13 protein-coding genes are annotated in these 18,112 nt (G+C 68.2%); 9 read left to right on the forward strand and 4 right to left on the reverse strand.

From position 1 onward, the window contains the following. Window positions 1-105: 105 nt before the first annotated feature. Entirely contained in the window at window positions 106-1,650 is a 1,545-nt protein-coding gene (locus tag B7Z76_RS13605) for a globin-coupled sensor protein (protein ID WP_291344576.1), read from the reverse strand. A gap of 245 nt (window positions 1,651-1,895) precedes the next feature. On the opposite strand from B7Z76_RS13605, the gene B7Z76_RS13610 reads away from it, so the two are divergent. The 8 genes from B7Z76_RS13610 (at window position 1,896) to B7Z76_RS13645 (ending at window position 13,577) form a co-directional block, all read left to right on the forward strand. Continuing rightward, window positions 1,896-2,705 (forward strand): DeoR/GlpR family DNA-binding transcription regulator, encoded by an 810-nt coding sequence (locus tag B7Z76_RS13610; protein ID WP_174504838.1) that lies wholly within the window; start codon window positions 1,896-1,898, stop codon window positions 2,703-2,705. 158 nt (window positions 2,706-2,863) lie between these two features. After that, window positions 2,864-4,405, forward strand: a complete 1,542-nt coding sequence (gene glpD / locus B7Z76_RS13615) for a glycerol-3-phosphate dehydrogenase (RefSeq protein ID WP_174503465.1) — start codon at window positions 2,864-2,866, stop codon at window positions 4,403-4,405. Window positions 4,406-4,640: 235 nt separating this feature from the next. After that, window positions 4,641-6,140, forward strand: coding sequence for a glycerol kinase GlpK (glpK, locus tag B7Z76_RS13620; protein WP_174503466.1), 1,500 nt, complete (start codon window positions 4,641-4,643; stop codon window positions 6,138-6,140). 34 nt (window positions 6,141-6,174) lie between these two features. Then, window positions 6,175-6,900 carry an MIP/aquaporin family protein gene (locus B7Z76_RS13625; RefSeq protein WP_174503467.1) on the forward strand — a complete coding sequence of 242 codons (726 nt, stop codon included), beginning with the start codon at window positions 6,175-6,177 and terminating at the stop codon, window positions 6,898-6,900. Between the two features lie 279 nt (window positions 6,901-7,179). After that, on the forward strand, window positions 7,180-8,265 hold the full coding sequence (locus tag B7Z76_RS13630; RefSeq protein WP_174503468.1) for a diguanylate cyclase: 1,086 nt from the start codon (window positions 7,180-7,182) through the stop codon (window positions 8,263-8,265). 32 nt (window positions 8,266-8,297) lie between these two features. Next, complete coding sequence (gene dnaE, locus B7Z76_RS13635; RefSeq protein ID WP_174503469.1) at window positions 8,298-11,717, forward strand: DNA polymerase III subunit alpha; 3,420 nt, start codon at window positions 8,298-8,300, stop codon at window positions 11,715-11,717. A gap of 116 nt (window positions 11,718-11,833) precedes the next feature. Continuing rightward, window positions 11,834-13,003, forward strand: a complete 1,170-nt coding sequence (locus B7Z76_RS13640) for an acetyl-CoA acetyltransferase (RefSeq protein WP_174503470.1) — start codon at window positions 11,834-11,836, stop codon at window positions 13,001-13,003. Window positions 13,004-13,172: 169 nt separating this feature from the next. After that, entirely contained in the window at window positions 13,173-13,577 is a 405-nt protein-coding gene (locus B7Z76_RS13645; protein WP_291344579.1) for a VOC family protein, read from the forward strand. A 62-nt stretch (window positions 13,578-13,639) separates the two neighbouring features. Here B7Z76_RS13645 and B7Z76_RS13650 read toward each other — a convergent pair whose 3' ends face one another. From B7Z76_RS13650 to B7Z76_RS13660, 3 genes are all read right to left on the reverse strand, one after another. Then, entirely contained in the window at window positions 13,640-14,407 is a 768-nt protein-coding gene (locus B7Z76_RS13650) for an SDR family oxidoreductase (protein WP_291344580.1), read from the reverse strand. 171 nt (window positions 14,408-14,578) lie between these two features. Then, complete coding sequence (gene denD / locus B7Z76_RS13655; protein ID WP_174503473.1) at window positions 14,579-15,568, reverse strand: D-erythronate dehydrogenase; 990 nt, start codon at window positions 15,566-15,568, stop codon at window positions 14,579-14,581. A gap of 230 nt (window positions 15,569-15,798) precedes the next feature. Further along, window positions 15,799-16,194 carry a cupin domain-containing protein gene (locus B7Z76_RS13660; protein ID WP_174503474.1) on the reverse strand — a complete coding sequence of 132 codons (396 nt, stop codon included), beginning with the start codon at window positions 16,192-16,194 and terminating at the stop codon, window positions 15,799-15,801. 158 nt (window positions 16,195-16,352) lie between these two features. Here B7Z76_RS13660 and B7Z76_RS13665 point away from each other — a divergent pair, with 158 nt between their 5' ends. Beyond that, the gene (locus B7Z76_RS13665) at window positions 16,353-17,831 is read left to right on the forward strand and encodes an amidase (RefSeq protein ID WP_291344581.1); all 1,479 of its coding nucleotides are present in this window, start codon (window positions 16,353-16,355) and stop codon (window positions 17,829-17,831) included. Window positions 17,832-18,112: the final 281 nt, after the last annotated feature.

The following is an 18,112-nucleotide window of genomic DNA, read 5'->3' on the forward strand; positions in this document are numbered from 1 at the left end:
CACGCTCCGATCCATCCGGATCGGACACCGTGCTCTTTCTTGTTGATTGTCAGAGCATCTTTATCCGATCAGATGTTTCCATCTGATCGGATGATGCTCTGGCATTCAGGCGGGGATGGGAACGCGCCGCGCACCGCGCTTGCCGGCGAGGGCCGCCGGCGCCGCCGAGCCCGGCATCGCCATGCCGTCCTCCCGCGTGTGGAAACCCGCCGCGCGGTCGGCAAGCCGGGCGGTTTCATCCTTGAGCGACACGGTGGCCGCCGCCGTCTGCTCGACCATGGCGGCATTCTGCTGCACCGCCTGGTTCATCTGCCCGGCGGCGGCATTCACCTCAGAAAGGCTGCTGGCCTGCCGCGCGGCGGAATCCGAGATCTCGGTGATGAGACGATCGAGCGCGATCACGTTTTCGCTGATCATGTCCAGCGCCGTGCCTGTCTCGCCGACAAGGCGCACCCCCTCGCCCACCTGTTTCGACGAGCGCGCGAGGAGCGTCTTGATCGATTTCGCGGCATCGGCTGAGCGATGCGCCAGCGCCCGCACCTCGGATGCGACGACGGCGAAGCCGCGCCCGGCATCGCCGGCGCGCGCGGCCTCGACCCCCGCATTCAGCGCGAGCAGGTTGGTCTGAAACGCCACCTCGTCGATCATGCCGATGATCTGGTCGATCTCGCGCGAGGAGGCCTCGATCTGCCGCATCGCCGCCACCGCCTCGCTGACGATGACGCGGGACTTGTCGGCCGCGCCATTGGCCGATTGCGCGGCCTCGTTGGCGCGGGCGGCATTTTCCGCGGTCTGCTGCACCCCGCTGGTGATCTCGTTGAGTGCGGCGGTGGTCTGCTCAAGAGTCGCGGCCTGCTGCTCGGTGCGCCGCGCAAGGTCCTCGGCGGCGCGGGCAATCTCGTCCACCCCGCCATTGATCTCGCCGGTGCTGCGCTTCACCCCGCCGAAACTCTCGTCGAGCTTGCCCACCGCATCGTTGAAATCGTCGGCGAGGCGCGCGTATTCCTCGGGCAGCTCCTCGGTCATCCGATACGAGAGATCGCCTGCCGCCAGCGCGGCCAGCGCCCGGCCGAGCGCCGCGGTCACCGCCGCATTGGTCGCCGCCGCCCTATCCTCGACCGCCTGGCGCTTCGTGTCGAGCTCGTCGAGATAGACCGCGATGGCGAGGTCCATGTCGAGGAAGGTGGCCTTGATCAGCGCGCCGAGATCGGCCGCCGCGTCGCCCTCCTGCCCGCTGCGGCGGCGGAACAGCCCCGCCGGCTTCGGCTTGCGCGCCTCCAGCACGCCGGCGGCGATGCGTTCGAGGATCAGCGCATAGCCCGCGATATACCAGCGCGGCTCCAGGCCGATGCGCGCATGAACCTCGCCCACCCGCGTCACCGCGGCGACATAATCGTCATCGAACAGCGCGTCTGCAATGCGCGTCCAGTGGCCGTTCTGCCGGGTCTGCGCGGTATCGATCGAGGCTCTGCTGGAAAAGAACGCGCTCGCCTCCGGATTCCGCGCCAGCCGGTCGTAGAATTCCGCAAGCGCGCTGGACACGGCGCCGGCCAGAACCGGCTTCAGCGTCCGCAACCGGTCCCGCACCCGTTCGTCGAGCCCGATGAATTCAAGTCTATGCGCGATGGTCCGGCGGCTATGGCTGGTCATGAACGGCGCGTCCTCAAATTTATTTCACAAATTCAAGAATTATCATGTAACCCTTAAATTCCCGCTAATCCGGTATTGAAATTATCATAAACACGCCATGCGCAGGTCCCATGCGGTGGCATGGCGCAGACGCAGCGCGGCGAACTTGCTATCCAGTGGGCGCGATACGGAGCGACGAGGGAACTGGGCATGGCACGACCGATGGAACCGATGGCAGGGCAGGCGCGCGGAGGACAGGGCTGATGATGGACGGCTCGTCCCACCCCCGCACGGCCAATCGCCGGCAGGCCGAGATCATGAACCTGCTGCAGGATGCCGGGCGCGTCTCGGTCGAGGATCTCGCCGCCCGCTTCGGCGTCACCCCGCAGACGATCCGGCGCGATCTGAACGAATTGTGCGAGGTCCACCGCCTCACCCGCGTGCATGGCGGCGCGATGATCGCCTCCAGCGTCGCCAACCTCGCCTATGACGCGCGCAAGCTCGTCGCCCAACCGGTCAAGCAGCTGATCGGCGAGGCGGCGGCGCGCCTGATCCCCGACAATTCCTCCCTGCTCATCAATATCGGCACCACCACCGAAGAGGTCGCCCGCGCCCTCGCCCAGCACAGCGGCCTGCTGGTGATCACCAACAACCTGCACGTCGCCGCCGAGCTTCACCGCTCGCCCGGCGTCGAGCTGATCATGGCCGGCGGCACCATGCGCCGCGCCGATGGCGGCATCGTCGGCGCCACCACGGTCGAGCAGATCCGCCAGTTCCGCGCCGATTTCGCGGTGATCGGCACCTCCGCGATCGACCGCGACGGCACCCTGCTGGATTTCGACAGCCGCGAGGTGCAGGTCTCGCGCGCGATCATCGAATGCGCCCGGCGGGTGATGCTGGTGGCCGACAGCAGCAAGTTCAACCGCTCCGCCCCGGTCCGCATCGCCCATCTGAAGGATGTCGACGTTCTCGTCACCGACCGGCTGCGCACGCCCGAAAGCCGCGAGCTTTGCGAACGGCTCGGCACCGAGGTGGTGGAAACCGCCGGCGAGGAGGAGGGCGACATCGCCGACTGACCGGAGCCGCAACGCCGCACCCGCGCGGGTTCGCATTCGCGCACGCACAGTTTTCGTTTTCTCATTCGTTTTGAGTATTGACCCCCGGTTTTTGTTCGTATTAATGTTCGCTTCAACAAGCGAACAGCGACGAAACGCAAACGCGGGAGGTTTGGCTGATGGCGTCCGCACCGGACAGTTCGGGGATCCATGACATTGCGATCATCGGCGGCGGCATCAACGGATGCGGCATCGCCCGTGACGCGGCGGGGCGGGGCTGGTCGGTCTTTCTCTGCGAGGCGGGCGATCTCGGCGGCGCCACCTCGGCGGCTTCCACCAAGCTGATCCACGGCGGCCTGCGCTATCTCGAATATTACGAATTTCGCCTGGTGCGCGAGGCGCTGATGGAGCGCGAGGTGCTGTGGAGCATCGCGCCGCACATCATCTGGCCGCTGCGCTTCGTGCTGCCGCACCACAAGGGGCTGCGCCCGGCCTGGATGCTGCGCCTCGGCCTGTTCATCTACGATCATCTCGGCGGCCGGAAAAAACTGCCGCCCACCCGCACCCTGCGGCTCCGGCGCGATCCGGCGGGCCAGCCGCTCGATGTTCGTTTTGTGCGCGGATACGAATATTCCGATTGCTGGGTCGAAGATTCGCGCCTCGTCGTGCTCAACGCCCGCGATGCGGCGGATCGCGGCGCCGAGATCGCCCCGCGCACCCGCTGCGTTAGCGGCGCGCGCGAGGACGGGCTCTGGACGCTGACCGTCCGCGACGAGCAGAGCGGCGAAACCCGCATCGTCCGCGCCCGCACCCTGGTCAACGCCGCCGGCCCCTGGGTGGCCGAGGTGCTGCAACAGGTGCTGCGCGCCAACAGCCCCGCCTCGGTCCGCGCCGTGCAGGGCAGCCACATCGTCGTGCGGCGGCTCTACGAGGGCGAGCATTGCTACATCTTCCAGAACGAGGACGGGCGGATCTTCTTCGTCATCCCCTATGAGCGCGACTTCACCCTGATCGGCACCACCGACCGCGACTATCACGGCGACCCCGCCGCGGTGCGCGCCTCGGAGGAGGAAATCGCCTATCTCTGCCAGTCCGCCAGCGCCTATTTCACCCGGCCGATCGCGCCGTCCGATGTCGTCTGGGCCTATTCCGGCGTCCGCCCGCTCTATGACGACGGCGCCTCGAAGGCCCAGGCCGCGACGCGCGACTACGTGCTGGAAATGGACGCCCCGGCCGACGGCCCCGCCTTGCTCTCGGTCTTCGGCGGCAAGATCACCACCTATCGCCGCCTCGCCGAATCGGTGCTCGACCGTCTCGCCCCGCATCTGCCTGCCGCCGCCGGCAAGGCGAAGGGCTGGACCGGCCACGCCGCGCTGCCCGGCGGCGATTTCCCGCCCGAGGGCTATGCCGCCGAGGTCGCATCGCTCCGGCGCGACTATCCCTTCCTCGCCGTGCGCCTCGCCGAGCGGCTGATCCGCGCCTATGGCACCCGCGCCCGCGCCCTGCTCGGCGCCGCGGCACGGATGGAAGATCTCGGCCGCAGCTTCGGCGCCGACCTCACCGAGGCCGAGCTGCGCTACCTGCACGACCACGAATTCGCCCGCACCGCGGACGACGTCGTCTGGCACCGCAGCAAGCTCGGCCTGCATCTCACCCGCGAGGAGATCGCGGCGATCGATAGCTTCATGCCAACACTCGCCACGGCGGACGCGCGGGGATGAGGCGCGCCGCACCCCACGATTGCCGGAGACGGGGCCGCCCGGCCCACCGCCCGCACCGCGCGGGCCGGGCCAGCTTCCCCCCCGATCCGGGCGTTAGAGCATCATCCGATCAGATGAACTCATCTGATCGGGTAAAGATGCTCTGGTGATCAACAAGATAGAGCACGGCATCCGATCCTGATGGATCGTAACGCGCTCTAGCCCGGACCATCAACAGCCACAGGGAGGAACAACAATGTCACGTTACGTAGGAGCCATAGACCAGGGCACGACAAGCTCGCGCTTCATCGTGTTCGACAAGGGCGGAAACATCGTCTCCGTCGCGCAGAAGGAGCACCGGCAGATCTATCCGAAGCCGGGCTGGGTCGAGCACGACCCGATGGAGATCCTCTCCAACACTAACGAGGTCGTCGGCGCCGCCCTCGCCCGCGCCAACCTCACCGCCTCCGACCTCGCCGCCGTCGGCATCACCAACCAGCGCGAGACCACCCTGCTGTGGGACCGCAAGACCGGCCAGCCGCTCTGCAACGCGCTGGTCTGGATGGACACCCGCACCGACCAGCTGGTCCAGCAATTCACCCGCGATGGCGGGCAGGACCGCTTCCGCGCGAAAACCGGCCTGCCGCTCGCGACCTATTTCGCCGGGCTCAAGCTGCGCTGGATTCTCGACAATGTCGAAGGTGCGCGGGCCAAGGCCGAAGCCGGCGACGCGCTGTTCGGCACCGTCGATTCCTGGCTCACCTGGAATCTCACCGGCGGGGCGAATGGCGGCCATCACGTCACCGACGTCACCAATGCCAGCCGCACCATGCTGATCGACCTCGCGACCTGCGCCTGGGACGATGACATGCTGAACGCCTTCGGCATCCCCCGCGCCTGCCTGCCGCGGATCGTCCCCTCTTCCGCGGTCTATGGCGAAATCCGCACCGCCCCGCTGCAAGGCACCAAACTCGCCGGCATGCTGGGCGACCAGCAGGCCGCCCTGGTCGGGCAGACCTGCTTCGCCCCCGGCGAGGCCAAGAACACCTACGGCACCGGCTCGTTCCTGCTGATGAACACCGGCACCGAGCCGGTGCAGTCAAAGGCCGGGCTGCTCACCACCCTCGCCTACCAGTTCGGCACCGAAAAGCCGCGCTACGCGCTGGAAGGGGCGATCGCCATCACCGGCGCGCTGGTGCAATGGCTGCGCGACAATCTCAAGCTGTTCGACGTCGCCCCCCAGATCGAGCCGCTCGCCCGCAGCGTCGAGGATAATGGCGATGTCTACATCGTCCCCGCCTTCTCCGGGCTCTACGCGCCCTATTGGAAGGACGACGCCCGCGGCGTCATCGCCGGGCTGACCCGCTACGCGACCCGCGCCCATCTCGCCCGCGCCGCCCTCGAATCCACCGCCTACCAGGTGCGCGACGTGGTCGAGGCGATGCAGGAGGATTCCGGGATCCGCCTCGCCACATTGAAGACCGATGGCGGCATGGTCGCCAACGAATTGCTGATGCAGTTCCAGGCCGACATCCTGAACGCCCCTGTCGTCCGCCCGAAAATGACCGAAACCACCGCCCTCGGCGCCGCCTACGCCGCGGGTCTTGCCGTCGGCTACTGGGCCAATCTCGAGGATCTGCGCGCCAACTGGGGTGTGGACAAGACATGGGAGCCGGCAATGGCCGCCGAAACCCGCGACAAATACTACCGTTCCTGGAAGAAGGCGGTCCAGCGCTCCTTCGCCTGGGTTGACTGATCAAACAGCCAATCAAACGACAAGAGAAACAGAAATGTCCATTTTCACGGGTGAATTCCTTGGCACCGCGACCCTGATCCTGTTCGGTGACGGCGTTGTGGCAGGTGTCCTGCTCAACCACTCGAAGGCCCAGAATTCGGGCTGGATGGTGATCACGACGGGGTGGGCCTTCGCGGTGCTCGCCGGCGTGTTCGTCGCCAAGGCCTGCGGCAGTCCGGCGGCCTATATCAACCCCGCCTTCGCGATCGGCATCGCCGTCGACCACGGCAACTGGACCGGCATCCCCCAGGCCATCGCCGGCGATTTCCTCGGCGCCTTCGCGGGCGGCGTGCTGGTCTTCCTGCAATACCTGCCGCACTGGAAGGAAACGCCGGACCAGGGGCTGAAACTCGCGGTGTTCTGCACCGCACCGGCGATCCGCAACGTCATGACCAACATGATCAGCGAAATCATCGGCACCTTCGCGCTCACCTTCATCATCGGCGCGATCTTCTCCAAGGCCGCTTCGCCGCACGGCATTTCCGACGGCATGGGCCCCTATCTGGTGGCGGCGCTGGTCTGGGGCATCGGCCTGTCGCTGGGCGGGACCACCGGCTATGCGATCAACCCGGCGCGCGATCTCGGGCCGCGCATCGCCCACGCGCTGCTGCCCATCCCGGGCAAGGGCGGGTCTGACTGGGGCTATGCCGCCATCCCGGTGGTCGGCCCGGTGATCGGTGCCTCCCTCGCCGGTCTCGCGATGGCCGCCTTCCACATGTGACACTCCGCCGCCGGGGTGCGCGGGCGCAGCCGACGGCGTCCGCGCCGAACCAGCGAAAGCCCCTGTTCGCCGCACCGGCGGCGGCACCTCCCGCCCGGACCATTCGTCCGGGCGTTTTTTTGCGACCGGGCAAGGATTGCCGGCCGAAGGGCGGCTCCCTTGGCCAGCATGCCACACCTATTCGCTGAACCTGATATGATAATAAAAAAAGCGAACGTTGTTTTCATATCGTCAACGAAATTTACTTTTAATTTACGCGCATGAGCTATGGTGGCGGTCATGCAGCAAGCGGCGACCCCATCGGCTTACCAGGGCAATCCCCGGGATGAGGAGGAGGACGACACCGAGGTCCTCATCGCCCTCGCACAGGACGTCTGGGCGGATATGGCAAGGCGCCACATCGTGCCGACGCCGCGCGCCTACGAAATCTGCTTCGCCTATCGCCGGGGCAGCAATCTCGAACTCAACGCCTTTCTCGACCGTCACCACCCCGATCTCGACAATCTGACGCCCGCCGCCGCCGACGCCATCCACGCGCGCTTCCTCGCGGACGAAGCGGCGCGGGACGCCGTCTCCGAAGGGGCGAAAGGCATCCAGGAAGCGGCGGAGGCGCTGGTCAACCACGTCTCCGGCAACCAGAAGGCACTGAAGGAATACGGCGACGTGCTGGAAGGCTGGGCCAGCCGGCTCGATCACGAGCCGACCATCGCCAGCCTCGTCGCCGCCGTCGCCGCCCTCACCGCCGAAACCACCCGCGCCGCCGCCCGCAACCGCGCGCTCGAGGAAAAACTCGCGGCCTCCGTCCAGCGCATCGCCCGGCTCCGCCAGTCCCTCACCGCCGCCCGCGCCGAAGCGACGACCGATGCGCTGACCGCCATCACCAATCGCCGCGCCTTCGATGCCAAGGCGAAGCGCTTCATCGCCCAGCGCCGGTCGGACGAGCCGCTGGTCGCCTCCGTCGTCCTGTTCGACATCGACAATTTCAAATGGTTCAACGACGTCCACGGCCACCAGACCGGCGACCTGATCCTCCGCCTCGTCGCCCGCCTGCTGTCGGACAGCGTCAAGGGCCGCGACACCGTGGCCCGCTATGGCGGCGAGGAATTCATCGTCCTGCTCGCCGGCGCCGACCTGCCCTCCGCCCTCTCGGTGGCGCGGCAGATCTGCCAGTCGATGGCCGATCGCAAGCTGGTCAAGCGCTCCTCGCGGCAGGAACTCACCCAGGTCACCCTCTCCGCCGGCGTCGCGGAATACATCCCCGGCGAAACCCTCGCCGCCTGGACCAGCCGGGCCGACGCGGCGCTCTACCGCGCCAAGGAACTCGGCCGCAACCGCGTCTGCAGCGAGCGCGACCTGCCCGGCTGACCCACCCCGCCCGGCCGTGCTACAGTTCGGCCATGCCACACGCCGATTTCGTCCATCTCCGCGTCCACTCCGCCTATTCGCTCTCCGAAGGCGCGATCAAGCCGGACAAGATCGCGACCCTCGCGCGCGACAACGCGATGCCCGCCGTCGCCATCACCGACACCTCGAACCTGTTCGGCTCGATCGAGTTCTCCCAGGCCTGCATGGGCAAGGGCGTGCAGCCCATCGTCGGCTGCCAGATCGGCCTTGCCCGCGCCGAGCAGAAACTCCTCCCGCCCGACCCGCTGGTGCTGCTCGCGAAGGACGCCACGGGCTTCGCCAATCTCTCGAAACTCTCCTCCCGCAGCTTTCTCGACACCGAACCCGGCCTCCGCCCGCAAATCAGCCTCGACACGCTGCGCGACCATCACGAAGGCCTGTTCCTCCTCACCGGCGGCCGCTTCGGCCCGATCGGCCGCCTGCTCGGCGACGGCCAGCGCCCCGAGGCCGCGCGCCTGCTCGCCGCCCTCGCCGAAACCTTCCCCGACCGTCTCGCCGTCGAGCTGGAGCGCCACGAACTGCCGGCCGAGCGCGCGGTCGAGCCCGGTCTGATCGCCCTGGCCGATGAAGCCGGCCTGCCGCTCGTCGCCACCAATGAATGCTTCTTCGCCACCGAGACGATGCACGAGGCGCACGATGCGCTGCTCTGCATCGCCGAGGGCCGCCTGCTGTCCGAGGCCGAGCGCCGCCGCGTCACGCCGCATCACTGGTTCAAGCCGGCGGCGAGGATGCGCGCCCTCTTCGCCGACCTGCCCGATGCCTGCGACAACACGCTGGCCATCGCCCGGCGCTGCGCCATCGCCGCCCCCACCCGCAAGCCGCTGCTGCCGATCTGCCCCAAGGTGCGCGAAGGCGCGACCGAGGCGGAAACCCTCCGCGCCATGGCCGAGGAGGGTCTGGCACTCCGCCTCGCCGCGATGGGCGCCGACGCGGCGACGGCGGCGACATACCGCGAGCGCCTCGCCCTCGAACTTGGCATCATCGAGCAGATGGGCTTCCCCGGCTACTTCCTGATCGTGGCCGACTTCATTCAGTGGGCGAAATCCCAGGGCATCCCGGTCGGCCCCGGCCGCGGCTCCGGCGCCGGCTCGCTCGCCGCCTGGGCGCTGCTGATCACCGATATCGACCCGATCCCCTTCAACCTGCTGTTCGAGCGCTTCCTCAACCCCGAGCGCGTCTCGATGCCGGATTTCGACATCGATTTCTGCCAGGAGCGGCGCGACGAGGTGATCGCCTATGTCCGCCGCGAATACGGCGCCGACCGCGTCGCCCAGATCATCACCTTCGGCAAGCTCCAGGCCCGTGCCGCGGTGCGCGACGTCGGCCGCGTGCTCGGCCTGCCCTATGGCCAGGTCAACAAGGTCGCCGAAATCGTGCCCAACAACCCGGCCAAGCCGATCCCGCTGGCCGAGGCGGTCGAAACCGAACCCCGCCTGCGCGAGATGCGCGAAACCGACGAGGCGGTGAACCGCCTGATCGAGATCGCCACCCAGGTCGAGGGCCTCTACCGCCACGCCTCCACCCATGCCGCCGGCGTCGTCATCGGCGACCGCCCGCTCGCCGAGCTGGTCCCGCTGTACAAGGACCCCCGCGCCGACATGCTCATCACCCAGTATTCGATGAAGCATGTCGAACAGGCCGGCCTCGTGAAGTTCGACTTCCTCGGCCTGACCACGCTGACCATCATCAGCCGGGCGCTGAACTTCCTCGACGGCCTCGGCACCCCGGTCGACATCGCGAAAATCCCGCTCGACGATACGAAAACCTACGAAATGCTCTCCCGCGCCGAGGCCGGCGGCGTGTTCCAGCTCGAGACCCAGGGCTTCCGCGACGTGCTGCGCCAGATGCGCCCCGACCGCTTCGAGGACCTGATCGCCGCTGTCGCCCTCAACCGCCCGGGCCCGATGGCCAACATCCCCGCCTATTGCGCCCGCAAGCACGGCGAATCCTGGGAAAGCCCCGACCCGTCGATCCACGAGATCCTCTCCGAGACCTACGGCATCATGGTCTACCAGGAGCAGGTCATGCAGATCGCCCAGAAAATGGCCGGCTACAGCCTCGGCGCCGCCGACCTGCTGCGCCGCGCGATGGGCAAGAAGATCCGCGCCGAGATGGAGGCGCAGCGGAAAATCTTTGTCGAGGGCGCGGTCGCGCGCGGCACCGCCGAGGCCAAGGCCATCGAGGTGTTCGAGCTGATGGCGAAATTCGCCGATTACGGCTTCAACAAATCCCACGCCGCCGCCTACGCGCTGGTCTCCTACCAGACCGCCTGGCTGCGCGCGAACCACCCCGCCGCCTTCATCGCCGCCTCGATGAGCCTGTCCCAGGCCAACCACGAGAAGCTCGCCGCCCTCAAGCAGGACGCGGTGCGGATCGGCATTCCGGTCCTGCCGCCGGACATCAACGCCTCGGCGGCCGATTTCACCGTCGAACGCCAGGCGGACGGCACGCTCGCCATCCGCTACGCCCTCGCCGCGATCAAGCGCGTCGGCGCCGGCGCGATGCAGGACGTGGTCCGCGCCCGCGACGGCCGCCCCTTCGCCGACCTCGCCGATTTCGCCACCCGCGTCGATCCCCGCGCGCTGAACAAGGCGCAGATCGAACAGCTCGCCCGCGCCGGCGCCTTCGACCGGATCGACCCCAACCGCGCCCGCGTCGCCGCCGGCGCCGAGCTGCTGGTCCGCCGCGCCCAGGCCGAGGCCGAATCCCGCGTCTCCGGCCAGATCAACCTGTTCGGCGACGCCGCCGCCCCCGAACCCCTGCCCTTGCCGGACGTGCCGGACTGGCCGGCCTTCGAGCGGCTCAGCTTCGAGGCCGAGGCGGTGGGCTATCACCTCACCGCCCACCCGCTCGATGCATATGATACCGTGCTGCGCCGCCTCGGCGCGACGCCCTCGAACCTGATCGAGGCGCGGGCGCGCGCCGGCATCGGCCGGGTCAAGCTCGCCGGCGCCGTGGTCGGCCGCAAGGAGCGCACCACCCGCACCGGCAGCCGCATGGCCTGGGTCATGCTGTCCGACCAGGCCGGCGGCTTCGAGGTCACGCTGTTCTCCGAACTCCTCGCCACCGCGCGCGAGCAGCTTGTCGAGGGCGCGATGCTGCTCGTCACCGCCGATCTGCGGCTCGATGGCGAAAGCCTGCGCGTCACCGCGGTCGATGTCGAACCGCTCGACAAGGCGGCGGCGAATGCCGGGGCGGGGTTGCGCATCATCGTCGAGGGGCGCGAGGCGCTCGGCTCGATCCGCGCGCTGCTGGAGCGCGAGGGCCGCGGCAAGGGCCGCGTGCTGCTCGCCCCGCGGATAGAGACCGGCGCCCGGCTCGACATCGCACTCCCCGGCGGCTTCAACGTCTCGCCCCGCCTCGCCCAGGCGATGAAAATGATCCGCGGCGTCGCCGAGGTGGCCGAGCTCTGATCCGCCATCTTGCCCTCGCCCGCCCGCGCGCCCCATAATCGGGAAACCGTCGCGCGCGGGCGCGGCCCATAATCGGAAACCTGCCGCGCGCGGGCGCGGCATGCGAGGAGACCACCATGACCAGCACCGCCATCGCCGGCTGGGCGCATACGCGTTTCGGCAAATCCGACAGCCCCGATCTCGAGGATCTCCTGGCCGAGGCCGCCACCGGCGCCATCGCCCATGCCGGGATCGACCCGAACGAGATCGACGCCGTGTTCGTCGGCAATTTCAACAATGGCTTCACGAAGCAGGATTTCCCCTCCTCGCTGCCGATGCAGGCGATCCCCGAACTCCGCTTCAAGCCGGCGACGCGCTATGAAAACGCCTGCGCCTCCGGCTCCGCCGCGATCCATGCGGCGCGCGATTTCATCGCCGCCGGCCGCGGCCGCATCGCGCTCGTTCTCGGCGGCGAGAAAATGACCGCCTGCCCCAAGGAACAGGTCGGCGAAAACCTGCTCGGCGCCTGCTACCGGCGCGAGGAAGGCGAGATCCAGGCCGGGTTCGCCGGCGTGTTCGGCCGCATCGCCGAGAGCTATTTCCAGCGTTTCGGCGACCAGTCCGACGCGCTCGCCGCCATCGCCGCCAAGAACCACCGCAACGGCGTCGACAATCCCTACGCGCAGATGCGCCGCGATCTCGGCTTCGAGTTCTGCCGCCGTGAATCGGAAAAAAATCCTATCGTCGCCGGCCCGCTCAAGCGCACCGACTGCTCGCTGGTCAGCGACGGCGCCGCCGCCCTCATCCTGACCGACGAGGACACGGCCCGCGCCTTGCCGCAGGCCGTGCGCTTCCGCGCCGCCGCCCATGTGAATGATTTCCTACCGCTCTCCCGTCGCGACCCGACAAGGTTCGAAGCCGGCGAGCGCGCCTGGGCGCAGGCGCTCGCCGCCGCCGGCCTCACGCTCGACGATCTGTCCTTCGTCGAGACGCATGACTGCTTCACCATCGCCGAGCTGATCGAATACGAGGCGATGGGCCTCGCCCCGCGCGGCCAGGGCGCGCGCGCCGTGCTGGAGGGCATCACTGCCCCTGATGGCCGCCTGCCGGTCAACCGCTCCGGCGGACTGAAATCCAAGGGCCACCCGGTCGGCGCCACCGGCGTCTCGATGCATGTGATGGCAGCGATGCAGCTCACGGGGACGGCGGGCGACATGCAGCTCCCCCGCGCCGACCTCGCCGGGATCTACAACATGGGCGGCGCCGGGGTCGCCAACTACGTCTCGATCCTCGACCGCCTGAACTGACGTCTTTCGCTCACAAGAGCATCATCCGATCAGACGGGATCATCTGATCGGATAAAGATGCTCTATTTATCAACAAGATAGAGCACTATATCCGATCCGGAAGGATCGGAAAGTGCTCTAGGCGCGGGGCACAACCGGCACGCCCTCGCCGCTTTCAGGGATGCCCGCCATGCTCCGCGTCAACGCCTTCGACCATGTCGTTCTCAACGTGCGGGATGTCGAGATCGCCGCGGACTGGTATTCCCGCGTCCTCGGCATGGAACGGCGCGACGCCCCGCCGGCCGAGGGCGGGGCGGCGCGGACGAGCATGATGTTCGGCCGCAACAAGATCAATCTCCGCCCGATCTCGGCCACGCAGCAGGAATGGTTCACCGGCCTCTCGCCGCAGGCGGGCAGCGACGATCTCTGCTTCCTGACCGACCTGCCGCCGGCCCAGGTTGCCGATCATTTCCGCGCAAACGGGATCGAGATCGCCCTCGGCCCGGTGATCAAGCAGGGGGCGCGCGGCGATATCGTCTCGGTTTATGTCCGCGACCCCGATGGCAACCTGATCGAGGTCGCCTCCTACCCCTAGAGCATGTTCCGGTCCTGATGGATCAGATGATGCTCTGACCCGCCCTGCGGGCGGCGCAGGGATCAGCCACGGCCGACAAAGGGCATGTTGGTCGCCATCACGGTGACGAACAGCGCGTTCGCATCCGCCGGCAGCCCGGCCATGTAGACCAGCGTCCGCCCGACCGACTCCACATCCATCGTCGGCTCGGCCTTCATCGAGCCATCCGCCTGCGGCACGCCGGTGGTCATCCGCCGCGTCATCGGGGTTGCCGCATTGCCGATATCGATCTGGCCACAGGCGATGTCATGCGCCCGCCCGTCCAGCGCGATGGTGCGCGTCAGCCCGGTGATCGCGTGCTTGCTCGCGGTATAGGCCGCCGAGCCCGGTCGCGGCACATGCGCCGAGATCGAGCCGTTGTTGATGATCCGCCCGCCGCGCGGCGACTGGTCGCGCATCATCCGGAAGGCGGCATTGGCGCAGAGAAACGCGCCGTCGAGATTGACCGCGATGACGTGCCGCCACTGCGCCCAGGTCATGTCGCCGAAATTGGTGGTGGGAACGTTGTTGCCGGCATTGTTGAAGAGCAGGTCGAGCCGCCCGAACCGCGCGCCCACCGCGGCGAACAGCGACTCCACCGCCGCGGGGTCGGTGATGTCGGCCGGAAACGCCTCGGCCCTCGCACCCGCACCCGTCCCGGCTTCGGCGCCCGCTTCAGCAATCGTCTCCTCCAGCGCCTCGCGCCGCCGCCCGACCAGCGCCACCGTCCAGCCATCGGCCAGCAGCGCGAGCGTCGCCGCCCGCCCCACGCCGCTGCCAGCCCCTGTCACCATCGCGATCCTGCTCATCATCCCGCTCCCGTCCCGTTGCGCCGTCAGAGCAGGACATCCGATCCTCGTGACCGGATGTCTCGCTCCATCTCGTTCATACCTGGAGCACGTTCCGATCCTCCTGATCGGATGTCGTGCTCTATCTTGTTCATACCTAGAGCACGTTCCGATCCTTTTGGATCGGATGACGCCCTAGCCCGGCAGAGTGCCGCCAAGCTCATCCTCGATATGCACGCGGATGATCTCGTCGAATGTCGTCTCCGCCGCGAAGCCGAGCGTCTTTGCCCGTGTCGCGGTGAAATTCTCCGGCCAGCCGGCGACGATCCGCGCGATGGTCGGATCAGGCTCGCGGCGGATCAGCTTCACCGCCCGCTCGCCCGCCACCCGCCGCAGCGCCTCGATCTGCTCGCCCACCGTGGCCGACAGACCGGGCAGGTTCAGCGTTCGCCGGTTGCCGAGCGGGGCGAGGTCCATCGACGCCGCGCGGACCAGGAAGCCCACCGCCGCGCGCGGGCTCGCATGCCAGTGCCGCACGCTCTCCTCCACCGGCAGCACCGCCTCCTGCCCCACCAGCGGCTCGCGCAGGATGTTGGAGAAGAAGCCCGAGGCCGCCGCATTCGGCTTGCCGGGCCGGATGCAGATCGTCGGCAGCCGGATCGCGATGCCATCCATGAAGCCGCGTCGCGTATAATCGTTGAGCAGCAGCTCGCCCATCGCCTTCTGCGCGCCATAGCTGGTCAGCGGCGCACAGAAGAACTCGTCGTCGATCACCTCCGGGAAGGGCGCGCCAAACACCGCGATCGACGAGGTGAACACCACGCGCGGCCGATAGGGCGCCTTCGCCGCCTCCGCCCGGATCGCCTCGAACAGCAGGCGGGTGCCGTCGAGATTGATGCGATATCCCTTGTCGAAATCCGCCTCCGCCTCACCCGAGACGATGGCGGCGAGATGCACGATCACCTCCGGCCGCGAGGCGACCAGCGCGGCGGCCACCCCCGGCGCCGAGAGATCGGCCGCCTGGCAGGATGCCTTTCCGGCAAACCCCGCCGGCGCCTCCGGTGCGAACACGTCGACCAGGCTCAGCGCCTCGACCGCCTTGCCCTCCAGCGCCCCGTCCGCCGCGATCCGCGCCGCCAGCTTGCGGCCAAGCATGCCCCCGGCCCCGATGATCATCACCTGCATTTTCGCTCCGTTCCTCCCTCGCTGGCGGCACCTGAGGGCCGCGCCGTTCGCCTCACCGCCTGTCCCGCACCCGACATCCGACCGATTTCGGCTTCAGGGGGAACACGCGCACACAAGCTATCCAATTGCCCCGACCGCGCAGCCCAAGCCGGCCGGCGCGATCGGCTTGTTTTTTTAAATATATTCCCCGATCTCATCCAGCCGCAACCGGGCAGATCGAGCAACGGGCCTCACCGGCGATATTCGGCGTCCGTCACCTGCTCGAGCCAGGTGACCGGCGAGCCCTCGTGCCGCTCCTGGATCGCGTAATGGCTCATCCCGGTGCCCGGCGTGGCGCCGTGCCAGTGGCGCTCGCCCGGTGCGAACCACACCACGTCACCCGGCCTGATATCCTCGATCGGGCCGCCCTCGCGCTGCACCCAGCCGCGCCCGGCGGTGACGATCAGCGTCTGCCCCAGCGGGTGGGTGTGCCAGGCTGTCCGCGCCCCCGGCTCGAACGTCACATGCGCGATCGACACCCGCGCCGGCTCTGGCGCATTGTTGACCGGATCGATCCGCACCGCCCCGGTGAAATACGCCGCCGGCCCCGCCGCCGAATCCCGCTCGCCGCTGCGCCAGATCTCCATCGCCCTGCTCCCTCGTTGCGGTGTCCTGCCGCCGCACAGCAGAGCAGGCAAGCGCCGCGCCGGCAAGCCCGCCATCACCCCGGCGGCGGCGGCTTGACCGTTTTCGCCGGCTGGCGCGTTATCGTAACAGAACCCCAGAACGAGGATGTCCGCCCCCGATGACCGACCCCTGCGACCTGCCTGCCACCGAAGCCCGCCGCCTGATCGGCAGCCGGAAACTCTCCCCCGTCGACCTCACCGAGAGCTGCATCGCCCGCATCGAGCGGGTCGATCACGCGGTGAACGCGATGGTCGCGCGCGACTTCACCCGCGCCCGCGCCGCCGCCCGCACTGCCGAGGCTGCGGTGATGGCGGGCAACCGCCTGCCGCCCCTGCACGGCCTGCCGCTCGGGGTCAAGGATCTGGAGGATACCGAGGGCCTGCGGACGACCTATGGCAGCCTGATGTTCAAGGACAATATTCCCAAGGCCGACCAGGGCTTCATCGCCACGATCCGCGCCGCCGGCGGCATCGTCCTCGGCAAGACCAACACGCCGGAATTCGGCGCCGGCGGCAACACCCGCAACCTCGTCTATGGCGCCACCGGCAACCCGTTCGACTTCACGAAATCCGCCGCCGGCTCCTCCGGCGGCTCGGCGGTGGCACTGGCAACCGGCATGGTCCCGCTCGCCACCGGCTCGGACATGGGCGGCAGCCTGCGCAACCCGGCCTCCTTTTGCGGCATCGTCGGCATGCGCCCCTCGCCCGGCCTGTTCCCCTCGGAAAAGCGACTGCTCGGCCCGTCCGGCCTCAGCGTGCTTGGCCCGATGGCGCGCTCGGTGGCCGATCTCGCCCTGATGTTCGACGCAACCGCGAGCTATGACACCCGGGACATGCTCTCCGCGCCGGCGAGCGCCGACGAAGCGGCGAGCCGCGCCGCCGCCGATCTCGGCACGCTGCGCGCCGCCTTCACCCCGGATTTCGGCTTCGCGCCGACCTCGCGCCAGACCCGCGCGCTGTTCGCCGACCGCGCCGCCCGCCTCGCCCCGCTCTTCGCCAGCGCCGAGGATGCCTCGCCGGACTGCCGCCATGCGGATGAAACCTTCGCCATCCTCCGCGCGGTGAACTTCCTCGCCTCCTTCGGCGCCACCTACCGCACCGCACCCGAGCGCCTCGGCCCCAATGTCCGCGCCAATGTCGAGGAAGGGATGGGCTACACGGCCGCCGATGTCGCCCGCGCCCTGCATGCGCAAACCGCGCTCTACTGGGCCTGGCAGCATTTTTTCCTATCGCATGACGTGCTGATCGCCCCGGCCGTGACCATCCAGCCCCGGAAGTGGACGGAACTATTTCCTAGCGAAATCGACGGCACAGGAACGAAATCCTATTTCCATTGGCTGGCGCTGGCCTATGCCGTCACCCTCGCTGGCCATCCGTCGCTCTGCCTGCCGCTTGGCACGGATGAGGACGGCATGCCGTTCGGCGTGCAGATCATCGGCCGCCGGCATGGCGACCGCGCGGTGATCGAAGTGGCGAAGGCGATCGAGGCGATCGGTGCTGCGACCGGCCCGGAACTGACCCGCCCGGTGCCCGACATCGCGAAGCTGGCCGCCGCCGCCCCGATCAGCGGGATGGACAGCTTCCTCGCCATGGGCTGAACCGGCAAGTCTTGCGCGCGTTCCGATCCATCAGGGTCGGAACGCGCGCAAGCATATTGAACGCAACAGGATCTTTATCTGATCGGGTGATGCTCTAGGTTCTGGACTCAACTGATCCATGATGTGACGGCGAGGACGAGGCAAATACCAGCGAGGAAATTTCGTGCGGTTTTGTCGTAGCATGTGGCGATGGCGCGCCAGTCCTTGAGCCTGCAGAAGGCGCGTTCGATGAGATTGCGCTTTCTGTAGGCGACGGGGTCGAAGGGCGGAATGGCGCGGCG

The organism is Acidiphilium sp. 20-67-58 (assembly GCF_002255515.1).
Classification (GTDB): domain Bacteria; phylum Pseudomonadota; class Alphaproteobacteria; order Acetobacterales; family Acetobacteraceae; genus Acidiphilium.

Coding starts and splice junctions, on each gene's coding strand:
- dnaE (WP_174503469.1), top strand. CDS start 8,298: ATGCCACACGCCGATTTCGTCCATCTCCGCGTCCACTCCGCCTATTCG.
- glpK (WP_174503466.1), top strand. CDS start 4,641: ATGTCACGTTACGTAGGAGCCATAGACCAGGGCACGACAAGCTCGCGC.
- B7Z76_RS13640 (WP_174503470.1), top strand. CDS start 11,834: ATGACCAGCACCGCCATCGCCGGCTGGGCGCATACGCGTTTCGGCAAA.
- B7Z76_RS13630 (WP_174503468.1), top strand. CDS start 7,180: ATGCAGCAAGCGGCGACCCCATCGGCTTACCAGGGCAATCCCCGGGAT.
- B7Z76_RS13625 (WP_174503467.1), top strand. CDS start 6,175: ATGTCCATTTTCACGGGTGAATTCCTTGGCACCGCGACCCTGATCCTG.
- B7Z76_RS13650 (WP_291344580.1), bottom strand. CDS start 14,407: ATGATGAGCAGGATCGCGATGGTGACAGGGGCTGGCAGCGGCGTGGGG.
- B7Z76_RS13660 (WP_174503474.1), bottom strand. CDS start 16,194: ATGGAGATCTGGCGCAGCGGCGAGCGGGATTCGGCGGCGGGGCCGGCG.
- B7Z76_RS13665 (WP_291344581.1), top strand. CDS start 16,353: ATGACCGACCCCTGCGACCTGCCTGCCACCGAAGCCCGCCGCCTGATC.
- B7Z76_RS13645 (WP_291344579.1), top strand. CDS start 13,173: ATGCTCCGCGTCAACGCCTTCGACCATGTCGTTCTCAACGTGCGGGAT.
- glpD (WP_174503465.1), top strand. CDS start 2,864: ATGGCGTCCGCACCGGACAGTTCGGGGATCCATGACATTGCGATCATC.
- B7Z76_RS13610 (WP_174504838.1), top strand. CDS start 1,896: ATGGACGGCTCGTCCCACCCCCGCACGGCCAATCGCCGGCAGGCCGAG.
- denD (WP_174503473.1), bottom strand. CDS start 15,568: ATGCAGGTGATGATCATCGGGGCCGGGGGCATGCTTGGCCGCAAGCTG.
- B7Z76_RS13605 (WP_291344576.1), bottom strand. CDS start 1,650: ATGACCAGCCATAGCCGCCGGACCATCGCGCATAGACTTGAATTCATC.